This is a genomic window from Roseixanthobacter pseudopolyaromaticivorans (assembly GCF_043195145.2).
GTDB lineage: Bacteria > Pseudomonadota > Alphaproteobacteria > Rhizobiales > Xanthobacteraceae > NCEH01.
Map to the genome: position 1 here is coordinate 4407358 of NZ_CM195539.1, position 22589 is coordinate 4429946.

18 protein-coding genes and 1 pseudogene are annotated in these 22589 nt (G+C 68.9%); 9 read left to right on the forward strand and 10 right to left on the reverse strand.

The genetic code is table 11. The annotated features are described in order from the left end of the window. Window positions 1-3: 3 nt before the first annotated feature. The gene (tssH, locus tag V5F68_RS20580; RefSeq protein WP_509274718.1) at window positions 4-2637 is read right to left on the reverse strand and encodes a type VI secretion system ATPase TssH; all 2634 of its coding nucleotides are present in this window, start codon (window positions 2635-2637) and stop codon (window positions 4-6) included. Between the two features lie 486 nt (window positions 2638-3123). Here tssH and V5F68_RS20585 point away from each other — a divergent pair, with 486 nt between their 5' ends. Together V5F68_RS20585 and V5F68_RS20590 are read left to right on the forward strand one after the other, a co-directional pair. Continuing rightward, entirely contained in the window at window positions 3124-3534 is a 411-nt protein-coding gene (locus V5F68_RS20585; protein ID WP_394015523.1) for a hypothetical protein, read from the forward strand. Window positions 3535-3549: 15 nt separating this feature from the next. After that, window positions 3550-4365, forward strand: coding sequence for a MinD/ParA family ATP-binding protein (locus V5F68_RS20590; RefSeq protein WP_394015522.1), 816 nt, complete (start codon window positions 3550-3552; stop codon window positions 4363-4365). On the opposite strand, the gene V5F68_RS20595 is transcribed toward V5F68_RS20590, so the two are convergent. From V5F68_RS20595 to V5F68_RS20625, 7 genes are all read right to left on the reverse strand, one after another. Further along, window positions 4327-6273 (reverse strand): protein kinase domain-containing protein, encoded by a 1947-nt coding sequence (locus V5F68_RS20595; protein ID WP_394015521.1) that lies wholly within the window; start codon window positions 6271-6273, stop codon window positions 4327-4329. The two genes, V5F68_RS20590 and V5F68_RS20595, sit on opposite strands and share 39 nt — an antisense overlap. Before the next feature lie 203 nt (window positions 6274-6476). Further along, the gene (tssJ, locus tag V5F68_RS20600; RefSeq protein WP_394015520.1) at window positions 6477-7016 is read right to left on the reverse strand and encodes a type VI secretion system lipoprotein TssJ; all 540 of its coding nucleotides are present in this window, start codon (window positions 7014-7016) and stop codon (window positions 6477-6479) included. 179 nt (window positions 7017-7195) lie between these two features. Continuing rightward, the gene (locus V5F68_RS20605; RefSeq protein ID WP_394015519.1) at window positions 7196-8674 is read right to left on the reverse strand and encodes a GumC family protein; all 1479 of its coding nucleotides are present in this window, start codon (window positions 8672-8674) and stop codon (window positions 7196-7198) included. Beyond that, the gene (locus V5F68_RS20610) at window positions 8671-9366 is read right to left on the reverse strand and encodes a hypothetical protein (RefSeq protein ID WP_394100493.1); all 696 of its coding nucleotides are present in this window, start codon (window positions 9364-9366) and stop codon (window positions 8671-8673) included. The genes V5F68_RS20605 and V5F68_RS20610 overlap by 4 nt, the downstream gene beginning before the upstream one ends. A gap of 103 nt (window positions 9367-9469) precedes the next feature. Next, window positions 9470-10645 (reverse strand): glycosyltransferase, encoded by a 1176-nt coding sequence (locus tag V5F68_RS20615; protein WP_394015517.1) that lies wholly within the window; start codon window positions 10643-10645, stop codon window positions 9470-9472. Next, entirely contained in the window at window positions 10584-12083 is a 1500-nt protein-coding gene (locus tag V5F68_RS20620) for an O-antigen ligase family protein (RefSeq protein WP_394015516.1), read from the reverse strand. Before V5F68_RS20620 ends, V5F68_RS20615 begins: the two co-directional genes overlap by 62 nt. Before the next feature lie 36 nt (window positions 12084-12119). Further along, window positions 12120-13154 carry a glycosyltransferase family 4 protein gene (locus V5F68_RS20625; protein ID WP_394015515.1) on the reverse strand — a complete coding sequence of 345 codons (1035 nt, stop codon included), beginning with the start codon at window positions 13152-13154 and terminating at the stop codon, window positions 12120-12122. 179 nt (window positions 13155-13333) lie between these two features. On the opposite strand from V5F68_RS20625, the gene V5F68_RS20630 reads away from it, so the two are divergent. Together V5F68_RS20630 and V5F68_RS20635 are read left to right on the forward strand one after the other, a co-directional pair. Further along, window positions 13334-14032, forward strand: coding sequence for an orotate phosphoribosyltransferase (locus V5F68_RS20630; protein WP_394015514.1), 699 nt, complete (start codon window positions 13334-13336; stop codon window positions 14030-14032). A gap of 10 nt (window positions 14033-14042) precedes the next feature. Continuing rightward, complete coding sequence (locus tag V5F68_RS20635; RefSeq protein ID WP_394015513.1) at window positions 14043-15107, forward strand: quinone-dependent dihydroorotate dehydrogenase; 1065 nt, start codon at window positions 14043-14045, stop codon at window positions 15105-15107. Between the two features lie 134 nt (window positions 15108-15241). On the opposite strand, the pseudogene V5F68_RS20640 reads toward V5F68_RS20635, so the two are convergent. Together V5F68_RS20640 and V5F68_RS20645 are read right to left on the reverse strand one after the other, a co-directional pair. Continuing rightward, window positions 15242-16060: pseudogene (locus V5F68_RS20640) on the reverse strand (GntR family transcriptional regulator); the annotation flags it as partial. Beyond that, window positions 15949-16878 carry a glycosyltransferase family 2 protein gene (locus tag V5F68_RS20645; RefSeq protein WP_394015512.1) on the reverse strand — a complete coding sequence of 310 codons (930 nt, stop codon included), beginning with the start codon at window positions 16876-16878 and terminating at the stop codon, window positions 15949-15951. The pseudogene V5F68_RS20640 and the gene V5F68_RS20645, both read right to left, overlap by 112 nt. 179 nt (window positions 16879-17057) lie before the next feature. Between V5F68_RS20645 and V5F68_RS20650 the strand changes: the two genes are divergently transcribed. From V5F68_RS20650 to V5F68_RS20670, 5 genes are all read left to right on the forward strand, one after another. Beyond that, window positions 17058-18524 carry a lipopolysaccharide biosynthesis protein gene (locus V5F68_RS20650; protein ID WP_394015511.1) on the forward strand — a complete coding sequence of 489 codons (1467 nt, stop codon included), beginning with the start codon at window positions 17058-17060 and terminating at the stop codon, window positions 18522-18524. A gap of 251 nt (window positions 18525-18775) precedes the next feature. Next, the gene (fabA, locus tag V5F68_RS20655) at window positions 18776-19306 is read left to right on the forward strand and encodes a 3-hydroxyacyl-[acyl-carrier-protein] dehydratase FabA (protein ID WP_394015510.1); all 531 of its coding nucleotides are present in this window, start codon (window positions 18776-18778) and stop codon (window positions 19304-19306) included. A gap of 54 nt (window positions 19307-19360) precedes the next feature. Further along, window positions 19361-20578 (forward strand): beta-ketoacyl-ACP synthase I, encoded by a 1218-nt coding sequence (gene fabB / locus V5F68_RS20660; RefSeq protein ID WP_394015509.1) that lies wholly within the window; start codon window positions 19361-19363, stop codon window positions 20576-20578. A 178-nt stretch (window positions 20579-20756) separates the two neighbouring features. After that, window positions 20757-21605 (forward strand): enoyl-ACP reductase FabI, encoded by an 849-nt coding sequence (gene fabI, locus V5F68_RS20665; RefSeq protein WP_394015508.1) that lies wholly within the window; start codon window positions 20757-20759, stop codon window positions 21603-21605. Window positions 21606-21627: 22 nt separating this feature from the next. After that, the gene (locus V5F68_RS20670) at window positions 21628-22584 is read left to right on the forward strand and encodes a homocysteine S-methyltransferase family protein (RefSeq protein WP_394015507.1); all 957 of its coding nucleotides are present in this window, start codon (window positions 21628-21630) and stop codon (window positions 22582-22584) included. The last annotated feature ends 5 nt before the right edge of the window (window positions 22585-22589 follow it).

The window sequence follows — 22589 nt, forward strand, 5'->3', positions numbered from 1 at the left end:
CGCTCAGGCGACGTCATAGGTGAAATGTCCGTCTTCCCCGAGGCCGACCTGGATACGGGTGATGGGCGTACCCTCGGTGAGCTTTTCCAGCACCCGCGCGGACATTTCCGGCAGCAGCGTGCGCGAGAGGATGTTCTCCACGTTGCGCGCACCCGAGGAGCTTTCCGTGCAGCGGGCGGCGATGGTCTCCACCAGCTCGGGGGCATAGGCGAACTCGGCCTTGTAGGCCTCGCGCACGCGCTTGGCGATGCGCCCGAGCTGCAGGCCGACGATGGTGCGGATGGTGGCGTCGGTGAGCGGCAGATAGGGCACCAGCGTCACGCGGCCGAGGAAGGCCGGCTTGAAATATTTCATCAGCTCCGGCCGCAGCGCCTCGGCGAGAACCGCCGGCTCCGGCATGGTCTCCGGGTCGGCGCACAGCTTCGCCAGAAGGTCCGTGCAGGCATTCGACGTCATGATGATGATGGTGTTCTTGAAGTCGATGTCGCGGCCTTCGCCGTCCTTCATATTGCCCTTGTCGAACACCTGGTAGAACACGTCCTGGACGCCGGGATGGGCCTTTTCCATCTCGTCCAGCAGCACCACGGAATAGGGCTTGCGGCGCACCGCCTCGGTGAGGATGCCGCCTTCGCCATAGCCCACATAGCCGGGGGGCGAGCCCATGAGCAGGCTCACCTTATGCTCTTCCTTGAACTCGCTCATATTGATGGTGGTGAGGTTCTGCTCGCCGCCATAGAGCAGGTCCGCCAGCGTCAGCGCGGTCTCGGTCTTGCCGGTGCCGGAGAGGCCGACCATCAGAAACACGCCCACCGGCTTGCGCGGATCGGTGAGCTTGGCGCGCGAGGTGCGGATCGCCTGCGCCACCGCCTCCAGCGCGTGCGACTGGCCGATGATGCGCTTTTCCATCGCATCCTTGAGGGCGAGGACGGTGCGGATCTCGTTGGACTGCATGCGGCCGGCGGGAATGCCGGTCCAGCTCTGCACGATCTCGGCCACCGCCTGCCCGTCCACCACCGGGAACACCAGCGGCTGCTCGCCCTGCACCGCTTTGAGGCGCGCCACCGCGTCCTGGAGGGCGGCGCGCAGCACGTCCTTGTCGTCCAGCAAAGCGGGATCTTCCAATTTTGCCCGCAGGGCCTCGAACTCCGCCACCAGCGCCTTTTCCTCGGCCCAGCGCTGTTCCAGCGCGGCAAGTTCAGCGGTGGCGATGTCGCGCTCGGCCTGAAGTTCCGCGGCACGGGCGGAATGCTCGCCGCCGGAGCGGGTCTCACGCTCCAGGATGCCGAGTTCGGTGTCGATCAGCGAGATCTTGCGCTGGCGATCCTCCACCGGCGCCGGGATGGTGCTCTGGCTCACCGCCACGCGCGAGCAGGCGGTATCGAGCAGGGAGACCGCCTTGTCCGGCAGCTGGCGGGCCGGGATGTAGCGGGCGGAAAGGCGCACCGCATCGCCCACCGCCTCATCGAGGATGCGCACCTTGTGGTACAGCTCCAGGGTCGAGACGAGGCCGCGGATCATGGCCATGGCGGTGGGCTCGCTCGGCTCCTCCACCTTCACCACCTGGAAGCGCCGGGTGAGGGCGGCGTCCTTCTCGAAATATTTCTTGTATTCGGCCCAGGTGGTGGCGGCGATGGTGCGCAATTCGCCGCGCGCCAGCGCCGGCTTCAGGAGATTGGCTGCATCCCCCTGCCCCGCCGCGCCGCCAGCGCCCACCAGGGTATGCGCCTCGTCGATGAACAGGATGATGGGCGTGGGGCTCGCCTTGGTCTCGTCGATCACCGAGCGCAGGCGGTTCTCGAATTCGCCCTTCATGCCGGCGCCGGCCTGCAGCAGTCCGAGATCGAGCGTGCGCAAGGCCACGTCCTTGAGGGCGGGCGGCACGTCGCCGGCGGCGATGCGCAGGGCGAAGCCCTCCACGACCGCCGTCTTGCCGACGCCGGCCTCGCCCGTGAGGATGGGATTGTTCTGCCGGCGGCGCGACAGGATGTCGATGATCTGGCGGATTTCCTCGTCGCGGCCGAGGATCGGGTCGATCTTGCCGGCGCGCGCCTGGGCCGTGAGGTCGATGGTGAACTGGTCGAGTGCGCCCTTGCCGCGCGGCAGGGCCATGTCGTTGCCGCCACCGTCGCTCGCCTGCGCGGTGCGGGCCACGGAATTGGCCTCGCCCGTGGTCATGGTGAGGCCAGCGAGGTCGCGCTTCAGCGCGTCGGCGGGGATGCGGCGGAACTGGTCGGAAATCTCATAGGTGCGGCGCGCGAGCGCGTCGTCGGCCACCATCGCCCACAGGAGGTGGCCCGAGCGCACCCGCGACTGGCCCTGGTCGAGCGAGGCGAGCAGCCAGGCTTGCTTGGCGAGGTCCACCACGTCGGGCGCGAGGCCGGGCGGGCGGGCATTGCCGGTCTTCATCTTGTCGAGGGCGCGGTTGAGATCGGCGGCGAGGCGGCCCTGCTCGACCCCGTAATGATTGAGCACGGCGATGAAATCGGCGTCGGCCTCGCCGGCCAGCTTGGCGATCCAATGCTCGACCTCGACATTGTAGTGCGTGCGCATGAGGGCGAAGCCCGCAGCGCTTTCCAAGGTCGCGCGGCACACCTCGTCCAAGCGCAGAATCAATGATTTGAGATCCACCGCCGCCATTGTCGTCCCCACGCCGCTGATCCGGCCCGCGCGCACGCGCAGGCCTCTCGCCGAGGGGTGTGATCCCCCGCGCGGCGCGAACCTATGCACGAATGACTAGAACAATATGTCGGTTTGGCCATGTCAGCGAGCGCACGGGGGCGGGGGTCGAGGGCGGCGAGCGAGCTGTGGCGGAGCAGCAAAAAATCCCCGCCGCGGCGGCCTACGGGTTTTCCCGTATGCCCGCACGCTTACGGCCTTCCGGCCTCGTCGCCATCTGCTCGCGCACGGCCCGAAACAAGCCGAAATCTGCGGCATTATGGCACACGTCACCTTTTGGGCGGGTCGCCGGTTGCTGCGCTGCGGGAGACGGGTGTGGAGCGTCGTCGGCGGCGCCAGGATGCTGCGCTAAAAAACGCCACTGTCATTTTTCGATGCTACATCTTAGCTTTCCCGCACGTCGCGGCTTCGATCATGCCGAGCGGGAAGGGAGCGGCGGAACCCAGCATGGCTGAGCACGACAGCGAAACCCTGGCGCTCGATCAGCTGCGATCGCTGTGCGAGGCCATTTCCGGCGGCCGCTACGAGGATGTGGACGTGCTGCTCGCCATGACCGGCGACGGCGCGCTGCCCGACACCGTGCGCCGGCTCGCGGAGGCCTTCGGCATGATGATCGTGCGCGTGGAAGCGCGCGAACTGCACCTTGAGGAAACCCTCGCCGCCCTCAAGCAGGCGCAGGCGCTGCTGGAGAAGGACAACCGCAGTCTCGCCGCCAGCAATGAGGCCCTCTCCGCCGAAGTACACCGGCTGCGTATCGACATCTCCCAGCGCGACCGCGCGGTGGCGGAGATCGTGGACACCGACCAGTTCCGCGCCGTCCAGGCCATGGCCAAGCGACTGCGCGACCGCCCCCTCTAGGGACTTGCCCTGACCATGACCCAGATCCTCGCGCTGCATTCCTATCGGGGCGGCACCGGAAAAACCAACGTGGCCGGCAATCTCGCCGCCGAGTTGGTGCGCGCCGGCCGCCGCGTGGCGCTGGTGGACGCGGACATCCAGTCCCCCGGCATCCACGTGCTGTTCGAGGTGGACGTGGACGAGGTCAACACCCTCAACGACTTCCTCTGGGGCCGCTGCGCGATCGACAAGGTGGCGGTGGACGTTACGCACATGGTGGCCCGCGCCGTGCCGCCGGTAGAACTGCCCGGCCTCGGCCATCTCAGCCTGCTGCCCGCCAGCCTGAAGGCGGTCGATATCGCCCGCGTGGTGAAGGAGGGCTACGAGGTGGAGCTGTTGAACGAGGGGTTGATCTCGCTCTGCCGTTCGCTTGCCCTCGACTATCTGATCCTCGACACCCATCCCGGCCTCAACAACGAGACCCTGCTCTCGATCGCCATTTCCGACATCGCGCTGATCCTGCTGCGGCCGGACCACCAGGACTACCAGGGCACGGCGGTGACCATGCAGCTTGCCCGCCGGCTGGAGGTGCCGCGCATCGTCATGGCGGTGAACAAGGTGCATCCCGATTTCGACACCGCCGTGCTCTCCGAGCGGATCTCGGAGACCTATGGCGCGGAGGTCGGCGCCATGATCCTGATGAGCGACGAACTGGTGCGCACCGGCTCCTCCGGCCTGGTCTCCCTGCTCTATCCGCAGATCGACTTTTCGCGCGGCGTGCGCCAGCTGGCGACGGCGCTGGAGCGGGACGCCTCAGTCTTCCCCGCGGCGGCCGATGAGGCTGGGCAATAGCGCGGCGGCAAGGGCGCGGGCGTCGGCTGGCCGGTCCTCCCGCCGAAAGGCGAGCGCGCGCTCCAGGGCCAGCCACGCGGCATGCGGCATGCCGAAAATGGGCTCCGGCACCAGCCCCAGCTGCGCTGCCTCCCCCGCCGGCCGGCGCCCGTAGGGATGCTGGCCGGCATAGACCAGATAGATCAGGCAGCCGAGCGAGAACACGTCGTCGCGCGGATCGCGCGGTGCGCCCGCGATCATCTCCGGGCTGGAAAAGGCCGGCGTGTAGGCGGCGAGGCCCTCAGGATTGAAGCCGCCGCCCCGCAGCGCCACAGCGACGCCGAAATCCAGCACCTTGGCGAGGCCCTCTCGGGTCAGGAACACATTGCCCGGCTTGAGATCCCCATGGACGATGCCGAGCGCATGGGCATGCGACATGGCCGCCAGCACGCCGGAGACCACGCGGGCCGGCAGCGGCGCCTCCAGCGGCGCGCCCGGCGCGCGGCGCAGCGCGAGGTCCAGCGTCTCGCCCTGGAGCAGCTCCATGACGAAGAAGGCGTGCGGCCCGTCGCGGTCGAAATCGAAGATGGGGCAGATGTTGGGGTGGGAGAGCAATTGCACCTTGCGCGCCTCCGCCTCCAGGGCCGCCAGCGCGTCGGGATGCAGGCGGAACTGGGCGGAGAGCACCTTCAAGGCGACATAGGGGTCGGGATCGCCGGCCTCCAGGCGACGGCGATCCACCGCGCGGAACACCTCGCCCATGCCGCCATGGCCCAGCTCGTCGTCCAGCACGAAGCGGTCTTTCAACATGAAGCCGGTGGCGAGCTTGGGGGCCTCTGCGGGCAGGCGCTTCGGCTCCAGCCGCTCGCCTTCATGGACCAGATCCGCCTGCCGGCGCACGCGCATGCTGCGGAAGCCGGAGAGCCAGCCGTCCAGATGGCGCTCGCTGAGGCCCGGGCCTTGCGGCGGCGTTGCCTTGTGGCGCAACCCCTTGAGGCCGGAAAGCAGGGCCGAGGTGATGCTGTCGTCGATGTGCGCCCGCGGCACCGCGGGTGGGGTTTCGGCCGTGTCGGGCGCGGCGGCGAGCGGGGTGCGGCCGCGCGGCCGGGTCGGCAAGGTGGGCAGCGGGAGCGGCGCGCGCTGGGGTGCGGACGCCGGCGGCACGGCACCGCGCAGCGCCGCCGGATTCGGCATGCCCGGCTGAGGGGGTGACCCGGCCAGGGTTCCCGCCGCGTTGGGGGGCAGCAGGGGCCGACGGGCGGCGCCGTCCTCCGCCAGCCGGCCGGACGCGGGCGCAAAGCCCGTGCGGTCGCGGGCGAACCTGTCAGGGGCAACGGAGGGCGGCGGCGCGGCGGGGGGCGCGGCGTCTGCAGATGGAGCCACCTCCGGCGGCTCGAAGGCGCGGACCGCGCCGGGCGCAAGCCCACGACGATCCAGCACCGGGCGCGCGCCCAGGCCGCCACGCTCGTCCGCAAGCGGCAGCGGACGCGGCGCGCGGCGCGGATCCACGACCGGGCGCAGCGTGCGCTCCTCATGCGGCTGCGGCAGGGGCGTGCGCCACCGCGCGGCAGGATCGGGGATGGGAGGCGCCGGCTCGAGATCGGCGGGATCGGGCGGCAGGCTCCGCACGGGCCCATGCGCCGGGGTGGCTGCAGCGGCCGGAGGCAAGGCCCGGCGTGAGTCCGCGCGGCGAGGATCGGCGGAGAGCGCGCGCCGGCGCTCCGGCATCGCGCCGGCGCGCGCCCGCTCGAGGAGGAGCGCCGCGAGACGCTCCGGCAGGCGGCCCGCGGCGACGAAATGGGCGAGCACCCCGGCAATCTCGTCGGGCGCGACACCGCAGGTCGCCAGCCGCTCGCCCAGATGCTGAACGCCGATATCGCCGGTCAGGAAAAGCTCAATGGCCTCGGCTGCGGGAGAATATCCGGCCATGTCCCGACCCTTGTTCCGACCCGTGGCACGGCCTGCTTCCACCGGGTCCCGATCGCTGCCTCGCCCGCGCAGGCGGCGCCATGCCCCCGGCGGGCCGTCGCGACCGTCCGGCTCCCGCGCAGCTTAGCACCGGCTTCCGCGAACGGCAGCGATTTCCCGGCAAACCGACAGCCGCACGATACCGTGCCTGAGCCGCGTTCGGCCTAGAACCAGTTGTGATAGTAAACTTTGACCAAGGGGATCGCGACCGACAGGGCGGTGATGTTCACCGTCGCCGCGTTCAGCGCGTTCTCCTGGATGGGGGCGATCGCCCGCCAGTCGGCGAAATCGATGTTGCGGAAGCCCACCACCACGCCGAGAAAAGCCGTGTCCAGCGGCACGTCGTCCTTGTAACCCTCCACCTTGCCGGGGGCCATGAGGAACTCCCGCTTGCCGAGCATGTCCTGGCCCAGGGTGGCGGCATCGGCATTGAACAGGGAGGAGAAATCCGCCTGCTGAAAGGCGTTGTCGGTCTTCAGCGTATAGAGGCGGATGATCACTGGCGTGGCGGTGCCGTCGGGCGCCGGATTGATCGACAGGTCGGCGGTGATCTTGGCGCTGACCTGGGTGGATTTCGGCGGTTTCAGCGCGCTGCACCCGGCGAGCGTGAACAGGCTGCCGAGAACGAGCGCGCGGCGCCCGGTTCGGAACGAGGCCTGCTGCGCGCGGGCCTCGGCATCGCGACCCATCTGATCCTGCCCCATCTGGTCTCGTTGCTGAATGTGGGCTGGCCCGCTGCGGTGCGTGAAGACGCGTGCGCCCCCCGCCGGTGGACGCGGCCCGGACCCATCGGGCGCCGCCGGGCCGGAGATATCCACGCGATGCGCGGTTAAATCACGATTTTCGTTACAGAATGACGACGGCGCCTCGTCCGGCGGAGCGCTCATGCCGGCACCCCTTCGCCGGAGGTCTCGATGCGCGGAATGCGCGCGATGACGGGGACGCCGAAGATGCGCGCGAAATCGCCCGGCTTGCGCAGGCGGGTGTCGAGGAATTCCGCCATGCCGGCCAGCCCTGCTCCAAGCGCTATGCCGGCAACGATGCCGGCGAGGATGTAGACGACATAGCCCGGCGTGACCTTGCGGGCCGGGCTGTCGGGATCTTCCAGCACCTTCACGCGCTCGGGCGCCTCGAAAACGCCGAGCGCACCGGTAACCCGCGCCATCTCATACCGCTTGGCGAGCGCGTCGTAATTGTCCCGCGCCATGCCCACGTCCCGCTCCAGCTTCTGCTGCTGCCGATCGATGGGCCCGAACGCGGCGATGTCGCGCTGCAGGGTGGCGGTCACTTCCTTGATCTGCTCGACTTCCTTGGCCAGCGTCACCCGCCGGGCCTGCGCTTCCTGCAGGCGCTGCAATTGCGACACCAGCAGCGGGGCGGAGCCGAGGGCCTGGCCGTTCTCGCCGGGCTGGGTCACGCCGGCGGCGAGGTTCCACAATCGGTCGAGATCCACGGTCTCGATGTTCTTGGCGGAGCCGAGCAGACGCTGGCGCTCTTCCTCCAGCCGCGCGAGCTTGCGCTCGGCCGCCTGGACCTCGGAATGCTCGTCGGTATAGCGCGCCCGCAGGCTCGCCAGCTCGGCGGACACCTGGACAATGGATTCCTCGATGCGGCCGATCAGCGGATTGGTGCTGGCGAGGCGCTTGCGCAGGTCCTGCAGGGCGGCATCCGCGCTGCCGAGCGCCATCTGCTTTTCCTCCAGCTGCTGGGTCAGGCCCGCGAGCCGCTGGACGGTGGCGTTGTAGAGCGCCGGCAGCTTGTCCGCATTGGCGGACCGAAACGCGGCGAATGCCTGCTCGGCCTGGTCGAGACTGGCGCGGCGCTCGTCCATCTGCTGCTTGAGGAAGCGCTCGCTGTCCTGCACCGCCGTGCGCTCGGGCGAGACCAGGCGCTCGACGAAGCGGTTGGCGATGGCGGTGAGGGTGGCCGCCGGCGAGAGCGGATCGCCCGAGCGCAGCCGCATTTCGATGATGTCGCTGCCCACCAGCTGAATGTTCACCGCCAGCGAAAGCGCCCGCACCATATAGTCGCGGTCGCGCGGATCGGTTGTCGGGCCGATCCGGCCGAGATCCTCCAGCACCTTGCCGAGCACCACCTCCGAATGGGCGAGCGCGACCAGGGCCGACATGCGCTCCTTCAGGTTCGGGTTGATGGAGATGTCCTTCAGGATCGGATTGAGCTTGGAGGGCTCCTGCACCAGCATCGTCATGCGCGCCTCATAGCGCTTGGGGGCCACCATGGCGGTGACCACCGCGAGCGGCGGCAGCAACAGCAGGGGAATGAAAGCCAGAAACCTGCGCCGCCACGCCACCTGGGCGATATAGGCGAGGGTATCCGACGTGTTTTCGAACAAGGCGCTCATTCGCTGCTTCCGGCGATGACGCGCACCGTGTCGGGCTCAAGATCCGGGTCGTAGAGCTGTGCGGCGGGGATATCCTGAGGCAGCAGGGCCTTGACCGCGCGCGCCCGCTTGTTGGCGAGCAGCGCCTGGGCAAACGGATCGGCACCGGAGCCGGGACCGGCGACCACGGTCACCGGGCGGCCGGGACCGAGGCGCGCGGCCTTCACCGCCTTGGCGAGCGCCGTCGCATCGGCCGCGCCGGGCGCCTCCTGCCCCGGCTCGAACACGATGTCGATCAGCGCCGCGCGTGTGGCGGCGCGCGGCAGGGTTCCGGTGGTCTCGGCGGCGAAGGCGCTGACCTGCCGCGCGGACGCGGGGCGAGCAGCGGTCGGCGAGGAAGCTGCGGTCGGTAAGGAAGCTGCGGTTTGCGCGGAGGCGCTCGCCGGCGCCTGGGCGGCGGCCGGCTGGTCCTGAGCCGCGCGAGCGCGCGCCAGAATATCCGTGACGCTCACGGCGGTCCCCTCGCCCTTCTGCGCCGCCGCGGCGGCGCGCGCCTCGCGCAGCTTGTCTTCGGCCATCACGGTGTTCTGCACCGGAGCGGGGATGAGCGCGGTGGGGTCGCGCGGACCGGCGCAGCCGCCCAGGCCTCCTGCGAGCATGGCCCACAGAAAGACGGCGGCGAAGCGTTCTGGACCACGCCGGCTCCCCATCATCCCTTCCCCGATCCGCCCATCCCCGAATCGGCGGATCATAGGCGGCAAGTTTACTGTCATCAGCCTTAATAGATGATTCACTACCGGCGTTCGCGCCGCGCGCTCAGAAGCGGCCGAGCGCGGTCTCCACCGCCTCTGCGCGCCGGTCCCATCCCTCCTGCGCCACCGCCAGCTGGCGCAGCCGCGCCAGGGCGCCGCCCGCCTGGTTGGCCGCCGCCTCGATGGCGCGCGCGAGATCGCCGCCGGGATCGATGGCGCTGACCAGATGCGCATAGGGTTCGAGCGCGGGAAAACGGGTCGCCGCCACCGGCGTGCCGCTGGCCAGATATTCGCGCAGCTTCAGCGGATTGCAGGCGCGGATCTGCGGTGTGTCGCGGAACGGGATCAGCGACACGGTCCAATGCTGCACATAGGCGGGCAGCGCCGCGTGCGGCCGCGGCCCGAGAAAGCGCACGTTCTCCAGCCGCGTCAGAGCCGAAACGTCGGTGCGCACCGGCCCGATGAACACGAAGGTCCAGTCGAACAGCGCCCGCGCCGCGCGCGCGAGCATCGGCACGTCCAGCCAGTCGGAGACGCTGCCATAGAAGCCGGCGACCTTGCCCTCCGGCAGATCCACGGCGGGCGGGGCGGGACTGGAGAACACGCGCGCATCCACCCCATGGGGCACCAGCACCGTCTTCTCGCGCGGAAAGCGCTCCGCAAGCGCCGGGCTCGCGGCGATCACGAGGTCGGCCTTCTCCACCAGCCGGCGCTCCATATCCAGCACCGGCGCATGGTCGACGCCCGACAGGGCGCCGAAATCGTCGCCGCAATAATACACCACCGCCCGTTCGCCGAGCGTTCCCACCACCGGCAAGGCGCTCGGCAGCGAGGTCCACAGGATCGGCCGAACGATGTTCTCCTGTGCCATCACGGCGCGCAACTGCGCGCCGAGAAGCCGGGCGTTCGCCGCCTCGGCGAGCGGATTGCCGGGCCAGGGCACCGCGTGCGGGGCCACCACGCGGAAGCCGGGCGCATCGGCAGCGGGTGCACCGGCGGCATCCGGCGTTCCCGCGAGCGCGGCGAGCTTCTGCGCCACGCGCCGGATATCGCCCAGGCGCGGACGACGCAGGCCGATGGAATTCACCCACACGATCTTATGCGTGCGCGCCAGATGGCCGATGAGGTGCTGGGTCGAGGAGGGATGGCCGCCCCAATCCTCGCCGAAGACGATCAGATCAGCCGCCATGATCGGCCCGTTCGCCATGGCCGGACGCGGCGGCAGCGGCCGCGTGGGCATGAAGCACTTCCGCCCGTGGCGCGGGGCGCGGCGGGGGGAGAAAATCCGCTTCACCCTCCACCTCCGGCGGCGCGAGCGCGCGGTCCAGCGCGACGCTGAGGGCAAGGATGACATAGAGCGGCCAGGTGGTGCCCTGGGTCAGGAATGTGCCCGAAACGCAGAAGCTCGCGAGGCCGGCCAACAACGCCACCGAGGACATTTTCAATCGCACGTCCACCTCCGGCGCCTGCGCCGCCTTCAACGAGTGCAAGCACATGCGCCACATACAGGCGACCAGCACCATCAGTGTGACGAAGCCGGGCACGCCGATCTCGCCGAGAATGCCGAACCAGGTGGAGTGCACGGCATGGGGCTTGCCGTCCCAGGTGTCGGAATATTCGAAATAGTTCGCCGTGAAATTGGCGATGCCGACGCCGGTGAGCGGATTGTGGATCGCCATGCTGGTGGCGGCGCGCCAGGCGGTGAGCCGGCCCTCGGACGATTCGTCCACGATCGCCCCTTCGCTCGCCCCACCCGACGAGCGCCCGGAAATGCCGGCGGCGGCGAACAGAATGATGAGGAAGGCGAGGCCCCCGCCGATCAGCACCAGCTTGCTCTTCACGAACCGGCTGCCGATCACCGCCGCCACCGCCGCGAGCCCCAGCAGCCCGCCGCGGCTCTGCGTGCACATGATGCCCCAGAAGATGGTGCCGCACGCGATGGCGCCGAGCAGCCGGTCGGGCCAGCCGCAGCGCCCCATCAGCAAGGCGGCGGCGAACGAAAAGGGAAACAGCAGCGCCAGCGCGAGATCGTTGGGGTCGCCGAGCAGCGAGCGGATGTCGCGCCCAATGGTCACGCGCGTGCCCTCCACGAGGCCGATGCCGTTCATCCAATTATAGATCGCGACCATGGCCACCACCGAGCCGAACACGCAGAACGACCGGCTGATCAGGCTGAAATCCTCCGGCTTGCGCGTCGCCCAGGCCACGACGAAGGTCATCAGCCCGATCTTCACGAACACGTCCGACCAGAAGGTGAAGGCGAGATCCTTGCTCTTCGCGAACACCACGGACACCGTGCAGAAGAAGAAGAACAGCGCGAAGATCTTCAATTCGCGCGTCCAGAACACCTTCATGGTCCGCAGGAAGAACAGGTGCCAGCCGATCACCGCGATGGTGAGCACGGCCAGGAGCAGCGGAATCTTCAGATTGAGCAGGACCGGGAACACCTCGGGAATGCGCAGGAAGGAGAAGATGATGAACAGGATGCACGGCACGAACGGCCAGCGGAACGCGAAGATCAGGAAGATCAGCCCGAACGCCAGGGCGATCGGCACCACCGGTTCGGTCACGCTGAGCCACGCCGCGAACACCGCAAGCACCGCGCCCACCGCTATGGCGATCTCGCGCCAGGGACGCGGGCGCGGATCGGCGGGAGGATCGAAAAGGCGTTCGGTCACGCGGGGACTCGCGGCGCAGCAGGGAATGACGCGAGTCTACACGCGCCCGTCCCGCGCTGCGAGAGCGGCATCATAAAGCGCGAGAATTTGAGGCAGCCGCGCCCGCGGGCCATAGGCGGCATGCACCCGCTCCCACGCGCGGTGGGAGAGCGCGGCGCGCGCTGCATCGTCCGCGCCCGCCCAGCGTTCCAGAACCGCCGAGGCGGCATTGAGATCGCCGGCCGCGAACAGATAGCCGCTCGTGCCATCGCCGATCAGCTCCGGCAAGGCGCCGAGCCGGCTTGCCGCCACGGGCACCCCGGCCGCCATGGCCTCGATGGCAGCCATGGGCAGGCCCTCCGCGCGCGAGGGCATGAGCAAAAGGCCGATGCCCGGCCAGATGGCGGCGGGATCGCTCACCATGCCGTGGAACCGCACCCGCCCGCCATGGGCGGCTTCGAGAGCCGGGCGCATCGGCCCGTCGCCGAACATCTCGAACGACAGGGCGCCGGCGAATCGCTCCGCGAGCGCGCAGAACAGGTCCGGCCCTTTCTCCGCGCTCAGCCGGCCGACGAAAGCGATGACGCGGGAGACCGGCGGCGCGGGCGCTTGGTCCGGCACCGGCACGAAATTGCCGATCACCGACACCGGTTGCGGTAAGATCCGCGCGATCGGTTCGCTCACGGCGATACGCGGGCCAAGGCGCGCGGTGGCGGCATCGATCGCCTGATAGAGCGAGACCGGAAAGCGCCCCTTCTCGCCCGCATGAAAGGTGGACAGGCAGGGGATTCCGGCAAGGCGGGCTGCGAACCGGCCGAGAATGCCCGCCTTGTAGCCGTGCGTGTGCAGCAAAGCGGGCCGCCCGTCCGCCAGCGCCGCGCGCAGCGGCTGGAAGCCGCCCGGCAATACCGTGAAAGGCACGTGGGCGGCGCGCAGCTGGCGCAGGAAATCATGCTCCCCATGGTCCGCCAGCAGCACGGCGCGCGCCGGCCGCCCTGCGTCATTCAGCGCCTGCGTGAGGATCGCCACATGGCGCTCGATGCCGCCGATGCCACGCGAATCCACCAATTGCCAGATGTCCCCGCCCGCCACGCCGCCCCCGTTTCCGCCGCTGAACCCGGCCGCCCGACCCGCCAGCCTGCCCCTGCGGCCGTACGCCGCCAGCCCTGCACGGGGCGCACATCTTCACTGGCACACGGCCGGGTGCCCATGGACGCCGGCTCTGATATATGCGTTTTCCGCACACGAACGAACCAGGGGCGCCGCCGATCATGGCCAATGTCACAGCTTTCCCGGATAAGGCCACCATTGCCGAGCTTTCGGCGCGCATGTTCCTCGAAGTGGAGGCGGTGCGCTTCTCGTCCGGCGAGCCCTTCATCTTCACCTCGGGCTGGGCGAGTCCGGTCTATATCGATTGCCGCCGGCTGATCTCGTTTCCGCGCGTGCGGCAGGCCCTGGTGGATTTCGCGGTCTCCACCCTCTATCGCGAGATCGGCTTCGAGAAGTTCGACAGCGTCGCCGGCGGCGAGACGGCGGGCATCCCGTTCGCGGCCTGGATCTCCGACCGCATGATGTTGCCGATGCAATATATCCGCAAGAAGCCCAAGGGCTTCGGCCGCAATGCCCAGATCGAGGGGCATTTGTCGCCCGGCGAGCGGGTGCTGCTGGTGGAGGATCTCACCACCGACGGGCGCAGCAAGGTCAATTTCGTCAACGCCCTGCGCACCGCCGGCGCGGAATGCCAGCATTGCTTCGTGTTCTTCTATTACGACATCTTCGCCGAGGCCGCCGGCGTGTTCGCCGAATCCGGCCTGTCGCTGCATCGCCTGCTCACCTGGTGGGATATCCTGGCCGAGGTGAAGCGGCAGAATTTGTTCCCCGCAGCCCAGGTGGCGGAGATCGAATCCTTCCTGAACGATCCCCATTCCTGGTCGAAAGCCCATGGCGGCGTCGCGCAGATGGCCGAATAGTCGCCGCGCGATGGATCTCTACCCGCTCCTGCGTCCGGCGCTGAGCCGCATCTCGCCCGAGACCGCCCATGCCCTCGCGATCCGCGCCTTGCGCGCGGGTTTCGGGCCGACCGTGCGGACGCCGGCCGACCCCATTCTCGCGACCCGCGTGTGGAACCTGGATTTTCCCAATCCGATCGGCCTCGCCGCCGGGTTCGACAAGCATGCCGAAGTGCTCGACCCGCTGTTGCGCATGGGGTTCGGCTTCGTCGAGGCAGGGTCGGTGACGCCCCGCCCGCAGCCGGGAAACCCCAAGCCGCGCTTGTTTCGCCTGGACGAGGATAACGGCGTCATCAACCGCTTCGGGTTCAATTCGGAGGGGCTCGCCCCCTTCATCTACCGGCTGGGCAAGCGGCTCGGTTCCGGCGGAATCGTCGGCGCCAATGTGGGAAAGAACAAGGAAACCGAGGACGCGAGCGAGGATTATGCCGCCGGCATCTCGGCCACCTGCCGCCTCGCCGACTATCTCGTGTGCAACCTCTCCTCGCCCAACACACCGGGCCTGCGGGACCTGCAGGCACGCACCGAGATGGGACGGCTGATCGGCCACGCCATCGCCGCCCGCAACGAGAGCATTCCCGATCCCGCCGGCCGGCCGCCGCTGCTGGTGAAGATCGCCCCCGACCTCGACGACGCGGCGCTCGCCGACATCGTCGAAGTGGTGCTGGAAACCCGTGCCGACGGCATCATCCTCGGCAACACCACGCTGTCGCGGCCCGCGAGCCTGCGCAGCATCCAAAAGACCGAGACCGGCGGCCTCTCCGGCAAGCCGCTCATGGCGCTCTCCACAGAGCGGCTCGCCGCGCTGGCGCGCCTCACGCAGGGCCGCATTCCGCTGATCGGCTGCGGCGGCATCGCCTCGGGTGCCGACGCTTATGCCAAGATCCGCGCCGGGGCGAGCTTGGTGCAGCTCTATTCCGCGCTGGTGTTCAAGGGGCCGGGCTTGGTGGTGCGGGTGCGCGACGAACTCGCCGCCCATTTGCGCGCGGACGGCTTTTCCTCGGTCGCAGAAGCCGTCGGCGCGGACTTGCGCTGACGCGTGGCGGTTTCCGCTTCCTCTTCCGAGGCGGGCCGGCCGGCGAGGGATTCGTGCACCATCTGCGCCTTGTGGCGCAGGTGCTCGCGCAGGATCGCGCCGAGTGTGGGCCCGTCGCGGGCGATCAGCGCCTCCATCATGCGCTCATGATCCTCCACCGCCTCCCGCCAGCGCGCCGGCGACTTGCGGGCGACGAAGCGGATGGCGTGGATGCGCACCATCATGGAATTATAGAGCTGGGTCAGCGGCGCATTGTCGGCGATCTCGAACAGCGCCTCGTGGAACGCCCGGTTGAGATTGAGATAGGGCGCCGACTGGCCGGCGCGATAATGCGCCACCATGGCCTCGTGCATGGCCTTCAGCTCGGCGAGCTGGAGGTCGGTGATTCGCGCGCAGGCCAGTTCCCCCGCCAGCGCCTCCAGCGCCCCCATGATCGGGAACAGCGCGTCGATCTCGCCGTCCGAGAGGCGCGCGACCATAGCGCCGCGATTGGGCGTGAGCGTCAGCAATCCCTCGGCGGCCAGCACCTTCAACGCCTCCCGCAGCGGCGTGCGCGACACGCCGAACCGGGCGCACAGGGCCTGCTCGGCGATCTTGTCGCCGGGCTGAAGCTCGCCGCCGAGGATCAAATCGCGCACCAGGGGCACCAGGGCACCATGAAGGCTGCGGCGGACGATCACTGCGCTGTCGGACATGAGGATCTCACTTCTGCGCGAAGAGATTCGCCGCCAGCGCGCCACGATGCAAGCCCCGCGCGCAACGCCGGGCGCCTTTCCCGCGGTCCGGCCCGCTTTGCGACCTCCGCGCCCGCCAAACAGGCAGGCGAACGCGCAAAACGTGGTCAGACCGAGCGCGCGCCGATGCTCACCAGCAGGCTTGCCGCGATGCCGCGCGCGATTTCCGGCGAGGGATCGCCGGCGAATGCCTTGAGTCGCCCGGCCAGCGAGGCCCATGCCCGGCCGGCCGAAAGGTCGGCTTCCGCCTCCACCAGGGTGATCTGGGTGCGCGCCCGGCGGATCGCCTTCACCATCGCCGGGCTGGTGCGGTCCGCATAGGCATCGACGATGGCATGCAGCGCCGCGATGCGCGCGGCCACATTCTTGGAAACGCTGCCCGGCCGGTCGAGATAGTCCACCAGCATCGCGCCCGAGATGGCCACCGGGTGGCGGTCGGCTATTCTGAGCCACAGCGCCCAGTCGGAGGCGGAGGGCACGTCGGTGGGAAAGCCGCCGGCCTCCTTCAGCGCCGCCGTGCGCGCCACGGCAGTGGAGGTGCCGATGAGATTGCAGCCGAGCAGCGCCGCGCAGGGGTCCGCGATGCGCTGGAACGCGGGCGCGCCGAAGAAGAATTCGTCCGGCTTCACCAGATCGAAAAAAGTGCTGAAGGTCTGGCCCGACTCGTTGACGAAACGATAGTCGGTGCCGGTCAACGCCACATCGGGATTGGCCGCGTGGAAGGCGAGCTGGCGCGCCAGCTTGTTCTCCAGCCACACGTCGTCGGCGTCGAGAAAGGCGATCAATTCGCCTTCGGCACGATCGATGGCGTGGTTGCGCGCCCGCGCCGGGCCGATGCCGCCGGTGGACAGCACCCGCAGCGCCGGCCAGCGGCCCGCCTGCTGCGCGAGAAAGGCGTCGGTGCCGTCCGTGGAGCCGTCGTCGGCCACCAGGATCTCCAGCCCGTCCACCCCTTGGAGGCGAATGCTCTCGAGCGCCTTGGGCAGATAGGCAAGGCAATTGCGCGTCGGTATGACGATGGAACAGATCGGCCGCATGGTCCCCCCGAACTTCCCGCCTGCCTTAGCACGGCCCCCGGCCCCGTCCATAGCGGCGCTCGCGCCGCACCCGCCACGGTTTAGGCCGTTGCAGGCGGCCGAAATGGCTTGCGCGGAATCGGGGAAAAGGGAATCTTCCGCGCGATCGCCGGAACGGATCGCGGGCGGATAGAGGCGCAATGACGTTCTGGACCCGCTTCAGCCTCCAGCGACTGCCGGCCGGGGTACGCGAGAGCCTGTATTACGCCACCGGCATCATCATGGTGCGGGCGATCGGCCTGATCCTGCTGCCGGTCAACACGCGCTTTCTCTCCGCAGACGATTACGGCCATCTGGAAGTGCTGCTCGCCTTCGCGGACGTCGGCTCGCAATTGTTCGCGCTGGCGCTGCCCACGGCGCTGAGCCGGTTCGTCGGCGCAGCGGCGGGCTGGGACGAGCGGCGGCGCGTGTGCGCCGAAATGTTCGGCGTGGCGCTGCTGACCGCTCTTGTGTTCGGCGCCGCCGGGCTGCTGTGCGCCGTGCCGCTCGCCAAGGTTCTGCCCGGCACCCCCACGGCCTGGGAAGTGCGCATGCTGCTGATCGCCCTGTGCACCGAGGGGTTGCTGGCGGTGGGCCTCACCTGGCTGCGGATTCGCGGACAGGCGGGCACCTTCCTCGCCCTCAGCCTCGGCCGCACGGTGCTGTTCGCGCTGCTCTCCATCAGCCTGCTGTTCGCGGGTTTCGGCGTCATCGGCATCCTGATCGCCACCGCCGTTTCGGCTGCGGCACAGACGCTGGCCATGGTGTGGTTGGTAGTGAAGGACACCGGCATCCGCCTGCGCGGCATCGATTGGCCGGGCCTGGCGCTCTATGTGGTGCCGCTGCTGCTCTCGGGCATCGCCGCATTCGCGCTCGGCACCTTCGACCGCTGGATCCTGGCCGACACGGTAGACCCGGCCGAACTCGGCCTTTACGGCGTCGCGGTGCGCATCGGCGTGCTCACCGCCGTCCTGCTCCAGCCGTTCCACATGTGGTGGATGCCCAAGCGCTTCATCGTGCTGGAGGAACCCCACGGCGCGGACCGCAGCGCCAGCATGGTTGGTGTGGGCATCATCATCACGCTTCTGGCGGCGGCGGGCGTCGCGTTCGCCGGCCCGTTCGTCATCACCGTCATGACGCCGCCGGCCTTCCATGCCGCCGCAATCTACGTGCCGTGGCTGGCGCTGATCTATGTGGTGCAGGAATCCACATCCCTGGTGGCGGTGGGCTGCTTCCTCCGCAAGGACGGCTTCGCCCCGCTGGCCATCAATCTGGTGGCGGCGGGCGTGGTCATCGCGCTCTATTTCGTGTGCATCCCGCGCTATGGGGTCGCCGGCGCCATCGGCGCGACATTGGCCGCACAGGTGCTGCGCTTCGTCCTCACGCTGGCGATTTCCTACCATTACGCGCGAATCGCCTATCCGTTCGGCCGGCTCGCTCTGGTGGCGCTGTTCCTGCTCGCGGCGGTGGTCGCGGCGCACGCCTGGGCCGGGCCGCTGGCCCTGTTCCTGCTGGCGGGACCGGTGCTGGCGCTCGGCGCGCTGCTGACGCTGGTGCTCGGGCTGGTGCCCTCGGCTTCCGACCGCTGGCCGCTTCTGCGCCGGTTTTCACCGCTTGGCGGGCGCTGAGGCGCGACACGGCCTCGATTGGACGCGAGGCCAGCGGCGAATGGCCGCTCGCACCACAGGCACGAGCCCACGCGCGGGGCGGCCGCGCGCCACAGGGGACGGCGTGACGCTTTCATGACTTTGAGCGCGCCCCCTCCTATGATAGGGAGTGCCCGCGCTCACAACGCGCGCAACCTCGAGCCTGGCCTTGCCGGACCTTGAGGTATAACGAAACTCACCCCTTCGTGGGCAGAATGGCGATACCCGTTAGAATGGCCGAGCGGCAGACCAGCTTCGAGTATGAAGACCTCCTCGCATGCGGACGCGGCGAACTGTTCGGTCCCGGCAACGCCCAGTTGCCGCTGCCTCCCATGCTCATGTTCGACCGTATCGCGGAGATCTCCGAGACCGGCGGCGAATTCGGCAAGGGCTTCATGCGCGCGGAACTCGCCGTGCGTCCGGACCTTTGGTTCTTCGATTGCCACTTCAAGGGCGATCCGGTGATGCCGGGCTGCCTGGGGCTGGACGCCATGTGGCAGCTGGTGGGCTTCTATCTCGGCTGGCTCGGCTCCACCGGGCGCGGGCGGGCGCTCGGCCTCGGCGAACTGAAATTCTCAGGCCAGGTGCTGCCCACCATCTCCAAGGTGGTCTATGGCATCGAGTTCAAGCGCGTCATGCGCTCCAAGCTGGTGCTCGGCATCGCCGACGGCTGGCTGGAAGCCGACGGCACGGTGATCTACCGCGCCAAGGATCTGAAGGTCGGTTTGTTCCAGGCGGACGCGGCGGCGCCGGTGGGCGGCTGACACCGCTCCGCCACGATTGCCGGCCAAGGTGCCGGTCCGATTTAGGGAGGTGACATGCGTCGCGTCGTCGTGACCGGTATGGGCATTGTATCGTCCATCGGTAATTCCACCCAGGAAGTCCTGGCCAGCCTGCACGAAGCCCGCAGCGGCGTTACGTTCGCGGAAGACTATGCCAAGCTGGGCTTCCGCTCGCAGGTGCAGGGCGCGCCGACGCTGAAGGCCGACGAGGTCGTGGACCGGCGCGCCATGCGCTTCCACGGCGGCGGTACTGCGTGGAACCACGTGGCCATGGACCAGGCGATCCGTGACGCGGGCTTGGAACAGGCCGAGATTTCCAGCGAGCGCACGGGCCTCATCATGGGCTCCGGCGGTTCCTCCACCAAGACCATCGTGGAAGCCGCCGACATCGCCCGGACCAAGGGACCCAAGCGCGTCGGCCCGTTCGCGGTGCCGAAGGCCATGTCCTCCACCGCATCGGCGACGCTCTCCACCTGGTTCAAGATCAAGGGCCTGAGCTATTCCATCTCGGCCGCCTGCGCGACCACCAACATCTGCATCGGCAATGCCTACGAGCTGATCCAGTTCGGCAAGCAGGACATGATCTTCGCCGGCGGCTGCGAGGACCTGGACTGGACGCTCTCCGTGCTGTTCGACGGCATGGGCGCCATGTCCTCCAATTTCAACGACCGCCCCGCGGTCGCCTCGCGCGCCTATGACAAGGACCGCGACGGCTTCGTCATCTCCGGCGGCGCGGGCGTTCTGGTGCTCGAGGAGCTGGAGCACGCCAAGGCGCGCGGCGCCCGCATCTATGCGGAAATCGCCGGCTATGGCGCGACCTCCGACGGCTCGGACATGGTGGCCCCCTCGGGCGAAGGCGCCGAGCGGGCGATGAAGCTGGCGCTCTCCTCCATCAAGGCGCCGATCGACTATATCAACCCGCACGCCACCTCCACGCCCATCGGCGATCTGAAGGAAATCGAGGCGATCCGCGCGGTGTTCGGCGACAAATGTCCGCCGATCTCCGCCACCAAGTCGCTCACCGGCCATTCCCAGGGCGCCACGGGCGTGCACGAGGCGATCTATTCCATCCTGATGATGCAGAACGGCTTCATCACCAAGAGCGCCCATATCGACGAGATCGACCCGGCCTTCGCCGACATGCCGATCGTGCGCGAGCGGGTCGACAATGCGAAGCTCGGCCATGTGCTGTCGAACGGCTTCGGCTTCGGCGGCGCCAATGCGAGCCTCGTGCTGAAGCATCTCGACGCCTGAGCCTGCCTGGGGATGCGACGGTCGGCCACGGCAAAGGCGCAGCCGTCATGTTCTGAAATGCCAGGTGATCGGGTTCGGAGCCGCCTCGGCGACTTGGCGATGGTTTCTGACGGCAAGGTCTGATAATCGCCGTTTGAAATGTTTCCGACCCGACGGGTCGCACCTGGGGTAGCAGGCAATGCAGGACCTGATGAAAGGCAAGCGCGGCCTCGTGATGGGGGTGGCCAACGACCATTCCATCGCATGGGGCATCGCCAAGGCCTTGGCCGGTCAGGGCGCCGAACTGGCCTTCACCCATCAGGGCGAGGCCATGGCCAAGCGGGTGCGCCCGCTGGCGGAGAGCCTCGGCTCCTCCATCATCGCGCCCTGCGACGTGGAGGACCTCGCCAGCGTGGACGGGCTGTTCGCCCGCCTGCGGGAGGAATGGGGCACGCTGGACTTCGTGGTCCATGCCGTCGCCTTCTCCGACAAATCGGAGCTGAAGGGCCGCTACGCCGACAGCAGCCGGGAGAATTTCTCCCGCACCATGATCATCTCCTGCTTCTCCTTCACCGAGATCGCCAAGCGGGCGGCGGACCTCATGCCCAAGGGCGGCGCGCTGCTGACCCTGACCTTCGGCGGCTCCACCCGCGTGATGCCCAATTACAATGTGATGGGCGTCGCGAAGGCGGCGCTGGAGGCGAGCGTGCGCTATCTGGCCGCCGATTTCGGCCCGGCCGGCATCCGCGTGAACGCCCTTTCCGCCGGCCCGGTGCGGACTCTGGCGGGCGCCGGCATCGCCGACGCGCGGCTGATGTTCAATTACCAGAAGCGCCATGCCCCGCTGCGCCGCACGGTGAGCATCGAGGAAGTGGGCAATTCCGCGCTGTATTTGCTGTCGGACCTGTCCACCGGCGTCACGGGTGAAACCCATTTCGTGGACAGCGGCTACAACATCATCTCCATGCCGCATCCCGACGTGCTGAAGACCCAGGAAGACGCCGAAGCGAAGCTCGCCGGCGATCTTTCCGCCAAGGCCGCCGAATAGCGGCCGCAACCGGGAGGCAGGCATGGCGGCGCGTTTCGAACACCTGCTGCGCACCGCCCCCGCCATTCTCGCCGACGGCGGCCTGGAAACCCGGCTGATCTTCGAAGCGCATCTCGACCTGCCGGAATTCGCCGCGTTCCTGCCCCTGTTCCGGGATGGCGAGCGGCATGTGCTCGCCCGTATCTATGGGGAATATCTCGACATCGCGGCCCGGCACGACCTGCCGATCCAGATCGGCACGCCCACCTGGCGCGCCCATCGCGATTGCCTCGCCCGCCTCGGCTTCACGGCGCCGGGCGATGTGGCGCGGGTGAATGGGGAAGCGGTGCGCCTGCTCAAAGAGCTGCGCGCCGAAAAGGGCCTTGAGGACAGCGCGATGATCGCCGGCGTGATCGGCCCGCGCGGCGACGGCTATGACGCCGCCCACGCCCCGGACGTCGCCACCGCCGCCGCCTATCATGGCGAACAGGCACGGATCCTCGCCGGGCTGGGCGTGGACCTGCTCTATGCCCCCACCTTCGCCGGCGCGGCGGAGCTGGAGGGTGTCGCGCGCGCCATGGCCGCCACCGGCCTGCCCTATGTGCTGGCGCCGGTGGTGAATACCGATGGCACGCTGCGCGACGGCACGCCCTATGCCGAGGTGATGGACCGCCTCGATGCCACGCTCGCCCCGCCGCCGCTGCACTATATGGTGGGCTGCACCCATCCCACCCGCTTCGCCGCGGCGGAACGCGCCGCCCCCGCGCTCGGCGCGCATATGGGCCGGCTCGCCGGGCTGAAGGCCAATGCCTCCACCTTGCCGCCTGAGGCGCTGAACGATCTCGACCGCCTGGAGGAAGGCCAGCCCGAGGCCTTCGCCCAAGCCATGATGGAGGTGCGGCGCGACTATCGCCTGCGCATTCTCGGCGGCTGCTGCGGCACCGGGCGCGCGCATATGGAAGCCCTGGCCGGCGCCCTGCGCGCCGCAATCCCCAAATGAGCGTC